Genomic DNA, 14,361 nt, shown 5'->3' on the forward strand with positions numbered 1-14,361 from the left:
GCCGGGCCCACGATCTGTGCCCGATCGTCCTCGATGTCCCAGCGCAAGTTGTCCATCAACCAGCTCAGGTCGGCCGCGAAGGCCGCATCCCCCTGGACCGACACCTGGGGCTTTTCTCCGGTCAGCGCGCCCAGGGCCAGCAGGGCCGGATTGCTGGCATCGAGCTCGATGCGCAAGGCCTCGGGCGGCGCCTCGTCCAGCCGCTCCAGCAGGCCAGCCCGGCTGATGCCCAGGGCCAGATCGGGCGCCGCCGGCAGCAGGGCCGGCCAGCCGCGCAGATGCACCACGATGGCGCGTCCGGCATGCGGGATCAGTCGCGCCGTTGCCACGGGCTCACGGCCTATGACATGGTTAAGCAACAAGCAGATGCGATCCTGCACTGCCGGCGCCAAAAGTTTGGACCATTCTTCAAACATGCGGCGATTGTAGGCAGGCCCGCAGCGCCGCTGAGCTAGGGGGGCGAAGATGCCCGGCAAGGGCACGAGGATGAGGGAGAATCCGCCGCACAATGCCGTGCCCAGGGGAGGGGCGGTCACCATGACGTGCGTGCGGGGCAACAGGACTGCAATGCCCGAGCACACCAGGAGCGTGAGGACGATGTTTGAGGATCGCAGTTACAAGAGGACTTTTTACAGCGCCCCCCAATCGGTCGAGTCCCTGATCGCCGCCTTTCTGGAGCCCGGCCTCATCGTCCTGAGCTATCTGGCGGTCAATGCCTGGTTCGATGAGCCGGTGCTGCGCTCCACCCTCACCCTGTGCCTGCTGGTCTTTGCACTGACCTTCCCGGGCCGCAATCGCTTCTCCGAGCACCCGGCCAGCGCCGCCATCGATGTGCTGAGCTCCTGGCTCATGCTGCTGGGCATTCTGGCCCTGTGCGGCTATGCCACCAACAGCATGGGCTATTTCGAAGACCATGTGCTGCTCTGGTGGGCCGGCCTGACCCCGGTGCTGCAGATGCTGGCCATCGAATGCGGGCGGCGCATTCTGCTGTGGCGTGCCGAACGCCCCGAGGCCCGGCGCAGCGCCGTCATCGTGGGCGGCGGCGCCCTGGGCGTCAAGGTGTCGCGCGCGCTGAACGAGGGCCTGGACCGCAGCCATGTGGTGGACGGATTCTTCGACGACCGCACGGACGAGCGGCTGCACCCCGAGGCCGCCCCCCAGCTGCTGGGTGGACTGGGCCAGGTGGGTGACTATGTCCGCAGCAAGGGCGTGCGCGAGGTCTACATCACCCTGCCCCTGGGCTCCCAGCCCCGCATCATGCAGCTGCTGGAGCAGTTGCAGGGCACCACGGCCTCGCTCTACTTCGTGCCCGATGTCTTTGGCATCTCCATCATCCAGGGCCGGCTGCAGGACATGAACGGCGTGCCCGTGGTGGGCATCTGCGAAACCCCCTTCACCGGCACCAACGAGCTGGTCAAGCGCATCAGCGATATCGTGCTCTCGCTGATCATCCTGGTGCTGATCTCGCCCGTGCTGCTGGCCGTGGCCCTAGGCGTCAAGCTCAGCTCCCCCGGCCCCATCATCTTCAAGCAGCGCCGCAACGGCCTGGATGGCGAGGAGATCATCGTCTACAAGTTCCGCTCCATGCGGGTGATGGACAACGGGCCGGTGGTCAAGCAGGCCACCAAGGACGACCCGCGCATCACCAAGTTCGGCGCCTTCATACGCCGCACCTCGCTGGACGAGCTGCCGCAATTCATCAATGTGCTGCAGGGGCGCATGAGCATCGTGGGGCCGCGCCCCCACGCCGTGGCCCACAACGAGGAGTACCGCCAGCTGATCAAGGCCTATATGGTGCGCCACAAGGTCAAACCCGGCATCACCGGCTGGGCCCAGGTCAACGGCCTGCGCGGTGAGACCGACACCGTGGACAAGATGAAGGCCCGGGTTGAATACGATCTGGAATACCTGCGCAACTGGTCCCTGGGGCTGGATCTGCAGATCATCGTGCGCACCGTGCGCCTGATGGTCTTCGACCGCCACGCCTACTGAACAAGAAGAAGCCGAGAGCCTGCGTCCCATGAGCATGACCCACCCGCAACGCGCATCCGTCCTGGCCGCCGCCCTGAGCCTGCTGGCCGCCGCGCCCGCGAGCGCTCAGCAAAGCCCCTACTATGTGGGCGGCGCCCTGGGCCTGACCCAGGTGTCCAACCTCTACCGCACCGGCGAGGGTCAGCCCCGCAACGACGACCGCGTCAGCACCGCCACCCTGCTGGCCGGCCTGGACCAGCGCCTGGGCCGTCAGCGCCTGTTTGGCGATGCCTCGCTGCGCAACAACCGTTACGCCAAGAACAAGACCCTGGACAACAACGGCTACGCCCTCAACGCCGGCCTGGACTGGGAAACCGCGAACCGGCTTGCCGGCCAGCTCAGCGTCAATGCCAACCGCAATCTGGCCCAGTTCAACCCCGGCGGCGGCGCCCCCTCGGTCACCAAGAAGAATATCGAGCAGACCCAGCAGGCCAGGGCCTCCGTGCGCTACGGCCTGCTGTCCCTGCTGAGCCTGGAAGGCTCGCTGACGCACCGCAAGCGCGAGTACTCCGCCAGCGAGTACGACGCCTACGACTTCAGCCAGGACACCCTCTCCCTGGGCCTGATCTACCGCCCCCGCGCCGCGCTGAGTCTGGGTGTGGCGCTGCGCCACACCGAGGGTTACTACCCCAACATCCCCTTTGGCGGCGGCTTTCTGCGCGATGACTTCAAGGGTGACGATGTGGACCTCACCGTGGACTGGCGGCCCAGTGGCGCCTCCAGCCTGAACGCCCGCCTCAGCAGCAGCCGCCGTGACCGCAGCTTGCTGAGCTCGCGCGACTTCTCCGGCCTGACCGGTGCCTTGAGCTGGCGCTGGCAGCCCACGGCCAAGCTGCAGATCAACACCACACTCAGCCGCGATACCGGCGACGAGAGTTCCTTCCAGAACCTGGGCAGTCTGGGCAGCGTCAACAGCGACTTCAGCCGCGTCACCAACAGCCTGCAGGTCAACAGCAGCTACGAGCTCAGCGGCAAGCTGCTGCTGGACGCCGGCCTGGCCTACAGCGATCGCAGCCTGAGCAACCGTCTGGGCCTGCGCGAGTCCTCGGGCTCCGAGAAGACGGCCTCCCTCAATCTGGGCCTGCGCTGGCTGTTCAGCCGCGCCGGCCTGCTGGGCTGCCAGATCAACTACGACCAGCGCCGCGCCGACCTCGGAGTGTCCCTGCCCTACGACGCCGACAGCTATGGCTGCTATGTGCAGTACACCCTGCGCTGATCCCTCAGCACGGCCCAAACAAGACCATGACCGCCAAGATCCTGCTCACCGGTGCCACCGGCTATATCGCGTCCCACACCTGGCTGGCCCTGCTGGAGGCCGGCTTCGAGGTGGTGGGCGTGGACAATTTTTCCAACAGCTCGCCCGAGGTGCTCAAGCGCCTGGAGCGCCTGAGCGGCCGCGCGCCGGTCTTCGAGCGCGCGGATGTGTGTGACGCCGCCGCGCTGGACGCCGTGTTCGCCGCCCACAAACCCGCGGCCGTGGTGCACTTCGCCGCCTTCAAGGCTGTGGGCGAGTCCACGGCCATGCCTCTGGCCTACTACCGCAACAATCTGGGCGGCCTCATCAACACCTGCGAGACCATGAAGCGCCACGGCTGCACCCGCATGGTCTTCAGCTCCAGCGCCACGGTCTATGGCGCCCCGCGCCCGCAAGACCTGCCCCTGCGGGAAGATGCCGCGCTGTCGGCCGTCAACCCCTACGGCGCCACCAAGCTGATGGGCGAAACCATACTGCGCGACCTGGGCGCGGCCGAACCCAGCTGGCAGACCGCCTGCCTGCGCTACTTCAACCCCGTGGGCGCGCACGAAAGCGGCCTGATCGGCGAAGACCCGCGCGGCATCCCCAACAATCTGATGCCCTATGTGGCCCAGGTGGCCGTGGGCCGACGCGCCGAACTGCAGGTCTTTGGCAATGACTACGACACGCCGGACGGCACCGGCGTGCGCGACTACATCCATGTCTGTGATCTGGCCGAGGGCCATGTGGCGGCCCTGCGCTATCTGCTGAGCGGCGGCGAGTCGCTCACCGTCAATCTGGGCACGGGCCAGGGCTACAGCGTGCTGGACCTGGTGCGCGCCTACGAGGCCGCCAGCGGCCGCCGCATCCCCTACCGCATCGCACCGCGCCGCGCGGGCGATGCCGCCGCCTGCTGGGCCGATCCGGCCCTGGCCCACGAGAAGCTGGGCTGGAGCACACGCTACGATCTCGCCCGCATGTGCCAGGACAGCTGGCGCTGGCAGCAACAAAATCCCCAGGGTTACGAAATCCACTGAACATCATGAGCATCAAACAACAACAAGAAGCCACGCGAGTCCAGCCCGTCATCATGGCCGGCGGCAGTGGCACCCGGCTGTGGCCCTTGTCGCGTGCCGGCTATCCCAAGCAGTTCCTGGTGCTGGAGGGCAATACCAGCCTGTTCCAGCAGGCGGCCCAGCGCCTGGCCGATCTGGGCGGCGCGGGCCAGCAAGCCCTGCCCCCCATCATCGTGGGCAATGAGGAACACCGTTTCCTGGTGCTGGACCAGCTGCGCGAGCTGCGCCTGGAGCCGGACGCCGTGCTGCTCGAGCCCCTGGGGCGCAACACCGCCCCGGCCCTGACTCTGGCCGCCCTGCAGGCCCTGGAATCGGGCCAGGACCCCGTGCTGGTGGTCACACCGGCCGACCAGACCATAGGCGATGGCGCGGCCTTCAGCCGTGCCCTGCGCCAGGCCGTGCAGCAGGCCGCCGAGGGCGCCATCGTGATCCTGGGCATCACGCCCGACCGGCCCGAGACGGGCTACGGCTATATCCGCACCCAGGCCGATGGCACGGCGCTGGCCGTGGCCCAGTTCGTGGAGAAGCCCGATCTGGCCACGGCCGAGGGCTATCTGCGCGAAGGCGGCTACTACTGGAACAGCGGCATGTTCGTGCTGCGCGCCAGCCGCTGGGTCGAGGCCCTGCAAGCCTTCCGCCCCGACATCCTGGCCGCCACCCAGGCCGCCTTCGCGGCCCGCAGCGTGGACGCCAAGTTCGTGCGCCCGGCCAAGGCCGAGTTCGCCGCCGTGCCCGCCGAGTCGGTGGACTACGCCGTGATGGAACGCCTGCCCGGCAGCGCGCTCATGCCGCTGCGCATGGTGCCGCTGGACGCCGGCTGGAACGATCTGGGCGCCTGGGAGGCCGTCTGGCAGGTGGCGGTCAAGGACGAGGCCGGCAACGCCGCCCGCGGCGACGCCATCGTGACCGACAGCCGCAACACCCTGGTCCACGCCACCAGCCGCCTGGTCTCGGTGGTGGGGCTGGAGGATGTGGTGGTGGTGGAAACGCCCGACGCGGTGCTGGTGACCGACCGCGCCCGCAGCCAAGACGTGAAGAAGATCGTCCAGCGGCTGGACAGCAGCCAGCGCGGCGAGCACACCCTGCACCGCAAGGTGCACCGTCCCTGGGGCTGGTACGACAGCATCGACAACGGCCCGCGCCACCAGGTCAAGCGCATCATGGTCAAGCCCGGCGCATCTTTGAGCCTGCAGATGCACCACCACCGCGCCGAGCACTGGATCGTGGTGTCGGGCACCGCCGAGGTCACCGTGGGCGACAAGGTGATTCTGCTCAGCGAGAACCAGAGCACCTACATCCCCCTGGGCGTCACCCACCGCCTGGCCAACCCGGGCAAGCTGCCGCTGGAGATCATCGAGGTCCAGTCCGGCTCCTACCTGGGCGAGGACGATATCGTCCGCTTTGAAGACACTTATGGACGGAAGTAAGCAAGCATGACCATCCTCGTCACCGGCGGTGCCGGCTTCATCGGTAGCAATTTCGTGCTCGACTGGCTGGACTCCGCGGAGCACCGCGATGAGACCGTGGTGAATCTGGACGCCCTCACCTACGCGGGCAATCTGGAGAACCTGGCCGCGCTGGAGGGCAATCCGCGCCACATCTTCGTCAAGGGCGATATCTGCGACCGTGCCCTGATCGACCAGCTGCTGGCCACGCACCAGCCGCGCGCCATCGTGCATTTCGCGGCCGAGAGCCATGTGGACCGCTCCATCCACGGCCCCGGCGCCTTCATGCGCACCAATGTGGAAGGCACTTTCACCCTGCTGGAAGCCGCCCGCGCCTACTGGGGCGCGCTGGAGGGCGAGGCCAAGGCGGCCTTCCGTTTTCACCATGTCTCCACCGACGAGGTCTACGGCTCGCTCAAGGCCGAGGACCCGCCCTTTGCCGAGACCAACCCCTACGAGCCCAACAGCCCCTACAGCGCCAGCAAGGCCGCCAGCGACCATCTGGTCCGCGCCTGGCACCACACCTATGGCCTGCCGGTGCTCACCACCAACTGCTCCAACAACTACGGCCCCTATCACTTCCCCGAGAAGCTGATCCCGCTGATGATCGTCAATGCCCTGGCCGGCAAGCCCCTGCCGGTCTATGGCGACGGCCAGCAAATCCGCGACTGGCTCTATGTCAAGGACCACTGCAGCGGCATCCGCGCCGTGCTGGCGCGCGGCCGCCTGGGCGAGACCTACAACATCGGCGGCTGGAACGAGCAGGCCAATATCGACATCGTCAAGATCGTCTGCGCCCTGCTGGACGAGCTCAAGCCCTCGGAGCTGGGCCCCTACAGCCGCCTGATCACCTATGTGAAGGACCGCCCCGGCCACGACCGTCGCTACGCCATCGACGCGCGCAAGATCGAGCGCGAGCTGGGCTGGCGCCCGGCCGAGACCTTTGCCACCGGCATCCGCAAGACGGTCGAGTGGTACCTGGCCAACCCGGGCTGGGCCGAGCGCGTGCAAAGCGGCGCCTACCGTGACTGGGTGTCCCAGCAGTACGGCGGCCAAGCCCCCCAGGCCTGAGCAAGCACCACCATGAGCCACAAGATCCTGCTGCTGGGCAAGAACGGCCAGCTGGGCTGGGAGCTGCAGCGCGCTCTGGCGCCCCTGGGTGAGCTGATTGCCCTGGACCGCCACGAGGGCGGCGACCTGGCCCAGCCCGACGTGCTCCGAGCCACGCTCAAGCAGCATCGCCCGGATGTGATCGTCAATGCCGCGGCCTACACCGCGGTGGACAAGGCCGAGAGCGAGCCCGAGCTCGCCCTGCAGATCAATGCCCGTGCCCCCGGCCTGCTGGCCGAGTACGCCGCGGCGCAAGGCGCCCTGCTGCTGCACTACAGCAGCGACTATGTGTTTGACGGCAGCGGCAGCGCGCCGCGCGACGAGGCGGCGGCCACCGGCCCCTTGAGCGTCTACGGCCGCAGCAAGCTGGAAGGCGAGCAGGCCATTGCGGCCAGCGGCTGCCGCCATCTGACCCTGCGCACCAGCTGGGTCTATGCGGCGGGCGGGGGAAATTTTGCCAAGACCATGCTGCGCCTAGCCGCCGAGCGCGAGCAGCTCAAGGTGATTGCCGACCAGATTGGCGCACCCACCGGCGCCGATCTGCTGGCCGACCTCAGCGCCCACATGCTGCGCGCCACCCTGCAACGCCCCGAGCTGGGCGGCCTCTACCACGCGGTGGCCGCTGGCGAGACCAGCTGGCATGCCTATGCCCGCCATGTGATCGAGTTCGCCCGCGCGCGCGGCAGCAGCATCAAGGTCGCGCCCGAGCAGGTGCTGGCCATTCCCAGCACCGACTACCCCACACCGGCGCAGCGCCCCTTGAATTCGCGCCTCAGCACCACCAAGCTCCAACAGGCCTTTGGTCTGCGCCTGCCGCACTGGCAGCAGGGCGTGGAGCGCATGCTGAATGAGATTCTTTGAAATCCTCTGAGGAACCCGCCATGACGACACAGCGCAAAGGCATCATCCTGGCCGGCGGCTCCGGCACCCGCCTGCACCCGGCCACCCTGGCCCTGAGCAAGCAACTACTGCCGGTCTACGACAAGCCCATGATCTATTACCCGCTGTCCACGCTGATGCTGGCCGGCATGCGGGACATCCTGATCATCAGCACCCCGCAAGACCTGCCCCGCTTCGAAGCCCTCTTGGGCGACGGCGCGCGCTGGGGCCTGAATCTCAGCTACTGCGTGCAGCCCAGCCCGGACGGCCTGGCCCAGGCCTTCATCCTGGGGCGCAACTTCGTGGGCGGCCAGCCCAGCGCCCTGGTGCTGGGCGACAACATCTATTACGGCCACGACTTCCAGGGCCTGCTCAACAGCGCCACGCAGCGTGACCGCGGCGCCAGCGTCTTTGCCTACCATGTGCACGATCCCGAGCGCTACGGCGTGGTGGAGTTCGACGCCCAGCAGCGCGCCCTCTCCATCGAGGAAAAGCCCAAGGCGCCCAAGAGCAATTACGCGGTCACGGGCCTGTATTTCTACGACAGCCAGGTCTGCGACATCGCCGCCAGCATCAAGCCCAGCCCGCGCGGCGAGCTGGAGATCACCGATGTCAACGCCCAGTACCTGCGTCAGGGCGAGCTGAATGTGGAGATCATGGGCCGCGGCTACGCCTGGCTGGACACCGGCACCCATGACAGCCTGCTGGAAGCCGGCCAGTTCATCGCCACCCTGGAAAAGCGCCAGGGTCTCAAGGTGGCCTGCCCCGAGGAAATTGCCTTCCGCAGCGGCTGGATCACGGCCGAGCAGCTGGAGCGCCTGGCCCAGCCCCTGCTCAAGAACGGCTACGGCCAGTACCTGATGAAACTGCTCAACGAGCGCGCCTTCTAAGCTTTCCCGTCCCCATGCTCAAGATCACCCCCACCGCCCTGCCCGAGGTCCTGATCGTGGAGCCGCGCGTCTTTGGCGACGCCCGCGGCTTCTTCACCGAAAGCTGGAACGAGCAGCGCTTCAACGAGGCCACCGGCAACACCCTGCGCTTCGTGCAGGACAACCACTCGCGCTCCGTGCGCGGCGTGCTGCGCGGCCTGCACTACCAGCTGCCGCCCCATGCCCAGGGCAAGCTGGTGCGCTGCGTGGCCGGTGCCGTCTTCGATGTGGCGGTGGACCTGCGCAAGAGCAGCCCCAACTTCGGCAAATGGGTGGGTGCCGAGCTCACGGCCGACAACCAGCGTCAGATGTGGATCCCGCCCGGCTTTGCCCACGGCTTTGTGGTGCTCAGCGAGACGGCCGACTTTCTCTACAAGACCACCGACTACTACGCCCCCCAGGCCGAGGGCTGCGTGCGCTGGGACGACCCCGCCATCGGCATTGAGTGGCCCGACTTCGGTGGCGCACCCACCCTGGCCGACAAAGACGCCAAAGCCCCCTTGCTGGCGGACGCCCGGCACTTCGACTGAAGCCGGCCCGGCACTCGGGCTGACAACAAAAACGCGGCCTCGGCCGCGTTTTTTCATGGGCGGATCAGGCCCTCAGACCGGCGCGCCGCGGCCAATGCCGTGGTACTCGATGCCCAGGGTCTTCATCAGGGTCGGCTCGTACAGATTGCGGCCGTCAAAGATCAGCGGGTTCTTGAGCTGAGCCTTGATGGTGTCGAAGTCCGGGGTGCGGAACTCCTTCCACTCGGTCACGATCAGCAGGGCGTCGGCCCCGGGCAGGGCCGCCTCGGCCCGCTCCACAAAGGCAATGCCCGGGCGCCCCGCCAGCAGGCGTTGCGCCTCCTGGCTGGCCACCGGGTCATAGACGCTGAGCGTGGCGCCGCGGCGCAGCAGCTCGTCGATGATCACCAGGGACGGTGCCTCGCGCATGTCATCGGTATTGGGCTTGAAGGCCAGGCCCCAGAGCGCGAAATGCCGACCCGCCAGATCCTCGCCAAAGCGCGCCAGCACCTTGTCGGACAGCACGCGCTTTTGCCGCTCATTGGCCGCCTCCACGGCCGCCAGCACCAGCAGGTCCTGACCGTTCTCCTGGCCGGTGCGCACCAGAGCCTTCACATCCTTGGGGAAGCAGGAGCCGCCATAGCCCGCGCCCGCATAGAGGAACTGGTAGCCGATGCGCGGATCGCTGCCAATGCCGCGGCGCACCAGCTCGATGTCCGCGCCCAGCTTCTCGGCCAGCAGGGCCAGCTCGTTCATGAAGCTGATGCGCGTGGCCAGCATGGCATTGGCCGCGTACTTGGTGAACTCCGCGCTGCGCACGTCCATCACCATCACCCGGTCGTTGTTGCGGTTGTAGGGTGCGTAGAGCGCGCGCATCATCAGCGTGGCCTGCTCGTCGTCCGAGCCCACGATGATGCGGTCCGGCCGCATGAAGTCTTCCACCGCCGCGCCCTCTTTCAGGAACTCGGGGTTGGACACCACGGCATAGGCCACATCGGCGCCGCGCCGGGCCAGCTCCTCGGCAATGGCGGCGCGCACCTTGTCGGCCGTGCCCACGGGCACCGTGCTCTTGTCCACGATGACCTTGTAGTCCGTCATGCGCTGCCCGATGGAGCGCGCCGCCGCCAGCACATATTGCAGATCGGCCGAGCCGTCCTCGTCCGGCGGCGTGCCCACGCCGATGAAGAGAATGGTGCCGTGCTGCACCGCCTGGTCCACATCGGTGGTGAACTGCAGGCGGCCCGCCGCCACATTGCGGCGCACCACCTCCAGCAGACCTGGCTCATGGATGGGGATCTCGCCCGCCTTGAGCACCGCGATCTTGTCCGGATTCACATCCAGGCACATCACATGATTGCCCATCTCGGCCAGGCAGGCGCCCGTGACCAGACCCACATAACCGGTGCCAATGGCGGTGACTTTCATGCGTGCAGACTCACTCTCGTGTCAGTTGGGGCGAGGGCCAGATTCTGGGCTCAGAGTTTGAAATATTCGCGATACCAGGCCACAAAGCGGCGCACGCCCTCCTGCACCGGCATGGCGGGGCGGAAGTCCGTCCAGGCGGCCAGCTCCTCCACATCGGCATGGGTGGCCGGCACATCGCCGTCCTGAAGAGGCATGAAGTTCTTCTCGGCCGTCTTGCCCACCGCCTGCTCGATGGCCTCGATGAAGTCCATCAGCGGCGTCGGATTGTGGTTGCCGATATTGAACACGCGGTAGGGGGCATTCGAGCGCGCCGGGTCGGCCGTCACCGGGTCATAGCCCGCATCGGGCGTGGCCACCCGGTCCAGAGTGCGCACCACGCCCTCGGCAATATCGTCGATATAGGTGAAGTCGCGCACCATCTTGCCGTGGTTGAACACATCGATGGGCCGCCCCTCGATGATGGCCTTGGTGAACAGAAACAGCGCCATATCCGGCCGGCCCCAGGGCCCGTAGACCGTGAAGAAGCGCAGGCCCGTGGTGGGCAGGCCGAAGAGATGGCTGTAGGTATGGGCCATCAGCTCATTGGCCTTCTTGGTGGCTGCGTACAGGCTCACCGGATGGTCCACGCCGTGATGCTCGCTGAAGGGCATGCGCGTGTTGCCGCCATAGACACTGGAGCTGGAGGCATAGACCAGGTGCTGCACGCCGTTGTGGCGGCAGCCTTCCAGGATGTTGGTGAAGCCCGAGACATTGCTCTCGATATAGGCATGCGGGTTCACCAGCGAGTAGCGCACCCCGGCCTGGGCCGCCAGATGCACCACGCGGTCGAACTGGTGCGCCTTGAACAGCGCCTCCATGCCCGCGCGGTCCGCCACATCCAGCTTCACGAACTCAAAGCCCGGCTGGCCGGTGAGCCGCGCCAGGCGGTCATGCTTGAGCTGGGGGTCGTAGTAGTCGTTCAGATTGTCCAGGCCCACGACCTGGTCGCCACGGGCGAGCAGGATCTGGCTGACATGCATGCCGATAAAGCCGGCCGCGCCGGTAACCAGGACTTTCACGCAATCTCCTCAGGCGGTCTGGGCAGCCGGACGCAGCGCCGGCCAAGCCGCGCGTATTCTCACCGAAGCCCGAGCCCCCCATGCGAGCGGGGCGCCCCCGAATCGGGTGGCCGCACCGGCTGCTCGCCGGACTAGGGGGATGTGCATCACCATTTCGCCACAAAGCCCACCCTAGAATGGCCCCAACTTTTTCCTTTGCGCTCATGGGCTCCATGCTCCATCGCGCAGCCGTACCGCCCAAGCCCGTGCCAGCAAGGCGCCCCACCAGACCCACCCAAGCTTCAGGCCCATGACCAAGCCCCTGATCCACCTCGTCGCCGGCGCCCGCCCCAACTTCATGAAGATCGCGCCCATCGTGCGCGCGCTGCAGGCCGACGGCCGCCTGGCCTGGAAGATCGTGCACACCGGCCAGCACTACGACCGCGACATGAACGAGGTGTTCTTCGAGGAGCTGGGCATCCCCACGCCCGATGTGCGCCTGGGCTGCGGCGGCGGCAGCCATGCCGAGCAGACCGGCAAGATCATGCAGGCCTACGAACAGCTCTGCGCTGCCGAGAAGCCCGATGCCTGCCTGGTGGTGGGCGACGTCAACTCCACCCTGGCCTGCTCCATCGTGGCCAAGAAGGCCGGTATCCCCGTGGCCCATGTGGAAGCCGGCCTGCGCAGCGGCGATATGAGCATGCCCGAGGAGATCAACCGCCTGGTCACCGACGCCATCACCGACTGGTTCTTCGTCACCGAGCCCAGCGCCCTGGCCCACCTCAAGCACGAGGGCAAGCCCGACGAGGCGGTGTTCGACGTGGGCCATGTGATGGCCGACAACGTGCTCTACCAGGCCCACAAGCTCAGCGGCATGAGCGACACCAGCGGCTTTGAAACCGACGCCTTCAAGCGCGCCCACCCCCGCTACTGCGTCGTCACCCTGCACCGCCCCAGCAATGTGGACAGCGCCGAGTCCCTGCAGCGCGTGGCCCAGGTGCTGCGCGCCGTGGCCGCGGAAATTCCCATCGTCTTCCCGGTGCACCCGCGCACCCGCGCCAATATCGAGAAGCACGGCATCGACCTGGGCCCCAACATCAGCCTGCTGGGCCCACAGGCCTATATGTCTTTTCTGCACCTCTGGAAAGACGCCGCCCTGGTGCTCACCGACAGCGGCGGCCTGCAAGAGGAAACCACGGCCCTGGGCGTGCCCTGCGTCACCATGCGCGAGAACACCGAGCGCCCCATCACCGTGGACGAAGGCAGCAATGTGCTGGCCGGCACCCAGCCCGAGGCCGTGATCCGCGCCGCGCTGGACGTGATCCAGGGCCGCCTGGCCAAGCGCGGCCGCCGGCCCGCCCTGTGGGATGGCCGGGCGGCGGAGCGCATCGTGGAGGTGCTGGCGCAAAAGCTGGGCGCCTGAGCGGCGCATCCGGGAAAGGGCCCCTGGAAATTTGCATCGCACGACACGAGGCCAAAGGCACAATGCGATGCAACACGTTGTAAGCAGGGGACCTCGATGCAGTCGAATCCACAGCGCCCGACATGGCAGCTTGCAATCAGTTCGGCGCTCCTGCTGAGCGCTTGCCAGACCTCGAAACCGCCTGAGGATCCCGGCAGTCTGCTGGCAGAAGCTCCCGCTGCTGCCGGCACCAGCGCTTGCCCCCCACTCGCCGAAGACTGGCTCAGCCGCATGCCGGCCCAGCAAAAGCGCATCGCGCCTGCCCACTGCAGCCAGCACAGGGGCACGCCACTGTTTGCCTGGGGCGATGCGCGAGATCGCAATGCCGCGCAGTCCTACAGCCTGGTGGTCCGACAAGCCGGCGGCAGCCCTGTGCACAGCCAGGCCGACCTGCAGGAACCCCGCGCCCGGCTGCCCAAGCCCCTGCCGCCTGGCGACTACGAATGGACGGTGGGCTATCGCGCCGCCAGGGGCGACCTGCAGCTGGCCCAGTGGCGCCGCTTCAGCGTCGACCCATCCGACGGGCAAACCCAGCCGCATGATCTAGCCGAGGGCTCGCAAGTCGCGGCCCTGGTTGCAGCACGAGCACGCCCCAGGGTGCTGGGCGCGGGCATGAGTTTTGAGCGGCTGCGCGCCCTGGCCAGCCAGGGCGACAGTCTGCCGGCTTTGAACCTGCTGCGCGCGCGCGCCGCAGCGGCCCAGCAAGCCGCGGCACCGGCCCTTCCGGCCCCCACCGGGGGCGCCACCACACCCTTGGCCCAGGCCCAGGCTCAGGGCCAGCTGCTACAGGCCGCACGGGGCGAACGCCTGAACATCGAGGCCCTGAGCCTGATCGCGCGACTGGACAGCAACGCCGCCATGCTGGCCGCCGCCAAGCGCCGCCTGCTGGCCCTGGCCGCCTGGCCCGCGGGTGGCAGCACGGGCGAGGCCACGGCCAGCGACGCCAACGCCGAGCTCACCCAGGCCCTGGCCTTTGGCCTGGACCTGCTGTGGAACGATCTGCGCCCGGCCGAGCGCGCGCACGTGGTGACGCCACTGCGCGAGCGCCTGATGCAGGGCAGCGCCGCCAGCTTTGCGCTGCTGGACCGCGAGCCCCACGCCGCCGCCGCCCTGCTGCGGCTGCGCGCCCACACCCAGGCCCTGCTGCTGGCGGCAGGCAGCTTCCCGGAGGCTCAAGCCCTGCTGGACCGCGCCTGGGAACTGAACCGCCACGGCCTGCAGCAC

General features: G+C 67.6%; 12 protein-coding genes and 1 pseudogene. 10 read left to right on the plus strand and 3 right to left on the minus strand.

The features are described from left to right. Positions 1 to 329, minus strand: a pseudogene (locus tag ACK5F2_RS09180) (hypothetical protein); the annotation flags it as partial. A gap of 268 nt (positions 330 to 597) precedes the next feature. Here ACK5F2_RS09180 and ACK5F2_RS09185 point away from each other — a divergent pair. From ACK5F2_RS09185 to rfbC, 8 genes are read left to right on the plus strand one after another with little or no spacing between them, the layout of a single operon-like run. Next, a complete protein-coding gene (locus tag ACK5F2_RS09185; protein ID WP_409864239.1) occupies positions 598 to 1,992 on the plus strand; it encodes an undecaprenyl-phosphate glucose phosphotransferase in 1,395 nt (464 codons plus the stop codon). Between the two features lie 28 nt (positions 1,993 to 2,020). Then, positions 2,021 to 3,247 (plus strand): hypothetical protein, encoded by a 1,227-nt coding sequence (locus tag ACK5F2_RS09190; protein WP_409864241.1) that lies wholly within the window; start codon positions 2,021 to 2,023, stop codon positions 3,245 to 3,247. Between the two features lie 26 nt (positions 3,248 to 3,273). Beyond that, positions 3,274 to 4,302 carry a UDP-glucose 4-epimerase GalE gene (gene galE, locus ACK5F2_RS09195; protein ID WP_409864242.1) on the plus strand — a complete coding sequence of 343 codons (1,029 nt, stop codon included), beginning with the start codon at positions 3,274 to 3,276 and terminating at the stop codon, positions 4,300 to 4,302. Positions 4,303 to 4,307: 5 nt separating this feature from the next. Next, positions 4,308 to 5,768 (plus strand): mannose-1-phosphate guanylyltransferase/mannose-6-phosphate isomerase, encoded by a 1,461-nt coding sequence (locus ACK5F2_RS09200; protein WP_409864243.1) that lies wholly within the window; start codon positions 4,308 to 4,310, stop codon positions 5,766 to 5,768. A gap of 6 nt (positions 5,769 to 5,774) precedes the next feature. Beyond that, positions 5,775 to 6,857 (plus strand): dTDP-glucose 4,6-dehydratase, encoded by a 1,083-nt coding sequence (gene rfbB, locus ACK5F2_RS09205; protein WP_409864244.1) that lies wholly within the window; start codon positions 5,775 to 5,777, stop codon positions 6,855 to 6,857. A gap of 12 nt (positions 6,858 to 6,869) precedes the next feature. Continuing rightward, positions 6,870 to 7,757 carry a dTDP-4-dehydrorhamnose reductase gene (rfbD, locus tag ACK5F2_RS09210; protein WP_409864245.1) on the plus strand — a complete coding sequence of 296 codons (888 nt, stop codon included), beginning with the start codon at positions 6,870 to 6,872 and terminating at the stop codon, positions 7,755 to 7,757. A 20-nt stretch (positions 7,758 to 7,777) separates the two neighbouring features. Then, on the plus strand, positions 7,778 to 8,665 hold the full coding sequence (gene rfbA / locus ACK5F2_RS09215; protein ID WP_409864246.1) for a glucose-1-phosphate thymidylyltransferase RfbA: 888 nt from the start codon (positions 7,778 to 7,780) through the stop codon (positions 8,663 to 8,665). A gap of 14 nt (positions 8,666 to 8,679) precedes the next feature. Then, entirely contained in the window at positions 8,680 to 9,234 is a 555-nt protein-coding gene (gene rfbC, locus ACK5F2_RS09220; protein ID WP_409864247.1) for a dTDP-4-dehydrorhamnose 3,5-epimerase, read from the plus strand. A gap of 72 nt (positions 9,235 to 9,306) precedes the next feature. On the opposite strand, the gene ACK5F2_RS09225 is transcribed toward rfbC, so the two are convergent. Beyond that, the gene (locus ACK5F2_RS09225; protein WP_409864248.1) at positions 9,307 to 10,638 is read right to left on the minus strand and encodes a UDP-glucose dehydrogenase family protein; all 1,332 of its coding nucleotides are present in this window, start codon (positions 10,636 to 10,638) and stop codon (positions 9,307 to 9,309) included. Between the two features lie 50 nt (positions 10,639 to 10,688). Further along, complete coding sequence (locus ACK5F2_RS09230; RefSeq protein ID WP_409864249.1) at positions 10,689 to 11,696, minus strand: NAD-dependent epimerase; 1,008 nt, start codon at positions 11,694 to 11,696, stop codon at positions 10,689 to 10,691. Positions 11,697 to 11,985: 289 nt separating this feature from the next. Here ACK5F2_RS09230 and wecB point away from each other — a divergent pair, with 289 nt between their 5' ends. Together wecB and ACK5F2_RS09240 are read left to right on the plus strand one after the other, a co-directional pair. Continuing rightward, positions 11,986 to 13,098, plus strand: a complete 1,113-nt coding sequence (wecB, locus tag ACK5F2_RS09235; protein ID WP_409864250.1) for a non-hydrolyzing UDP-N-acetylglucosamine 2-epimerase — start codon at positions 11,986 to 11,988, stop codon at positions 13,096 to 13,098. A 270-nt stretch (positions 13,099 to 13,368) separates the two neighbouring features. Next, positions 13,369 to 14,361 (plus strand): hypothetical protein (locus ACK5F2_RS09240; RefSeq protein ID WP_409864251.1); only part of this gene is annotated, 993 nt, incomplete at its 3' end.

It is taken from the genome of Roseateles sp. (assembly GCF_046300915.1).
Taxonomy (GTDB): domain Bacteria; phylum Pseudomonadota; class Gammaproteobacteria; order Burkholderiales; family Burkholderiaceae_C; genus Kinneretia.

Bases quoted from the DNA above. Each gene is read 5' to 3' on its own strand.
- ACK5F2_RS09225 (WP_409864248.1), bottom strand. From the start codon at position 10,638: ATGAAAGTCACCGCCATTGGCACCGGTTATGTGGGTCTGGTCACGGGC.
- rfbB (WP_409864244.1), top strand. From the start codon at position 5,775: ATGACCATCCTCGTCACCGGCGGTGCCGGCTTCATCGGTAGCAATTTC.
- wecB (WP_409864250.1), top strand. From the start codon at position 11,986: ATGACCAAGCCCCTGATCCACCTCGTCGCCGGCGCCCGCCCCAACTTC.
- ACK5F2_RS09200 (WP_409864243.1), top strand. From the start codon at position 4,308: ATGAGCATCAAACAACAACAAGAAGCCACGCGAGTCCAGCCCGTCATC.
- rfbA (WP_409864246.1), top strand. From the start codon at position 7,778: ATGACGACACAGCGCAAAGGCATCATCCTGGCCGGCGGCTCCGGCACC.
- rfbD (WP_409864245.1), top strand. From the start codon at position 6,870: ATGAGCCACAAGATCCTGCTGCTGGGCAAGAACGGCCAGCTGGGCTGG.
- ACK5F2_RS09185 (WP_409864239.1), top strand. From the start codon at position 598: ATGTTTGAGGATCGCAGTTACAAGAGGACTTTTTACAGCGCCCCCCAA.
- galE (WP_409864242.1), top strand. From the start codon at position 3,274: ATGACCGCCAAGATCCTGCTCACCGGTGCCACCGGCTATATCGCGTCC.
- ACK5F2_RS09190 (WP_409864241.1), top strand. From the start codon at position 2,021: ATGAGCATGACCCACCCGCAACGCGCATCCGTCCTGGCCGCCGCCCTG.
- rfbC (WP_409864247.1), top strand. From the start codon at position 8,680: ATGCTCAAGATCACCCCCACCGCCCTGCCCGAGGTCCTGATCGTGGAG.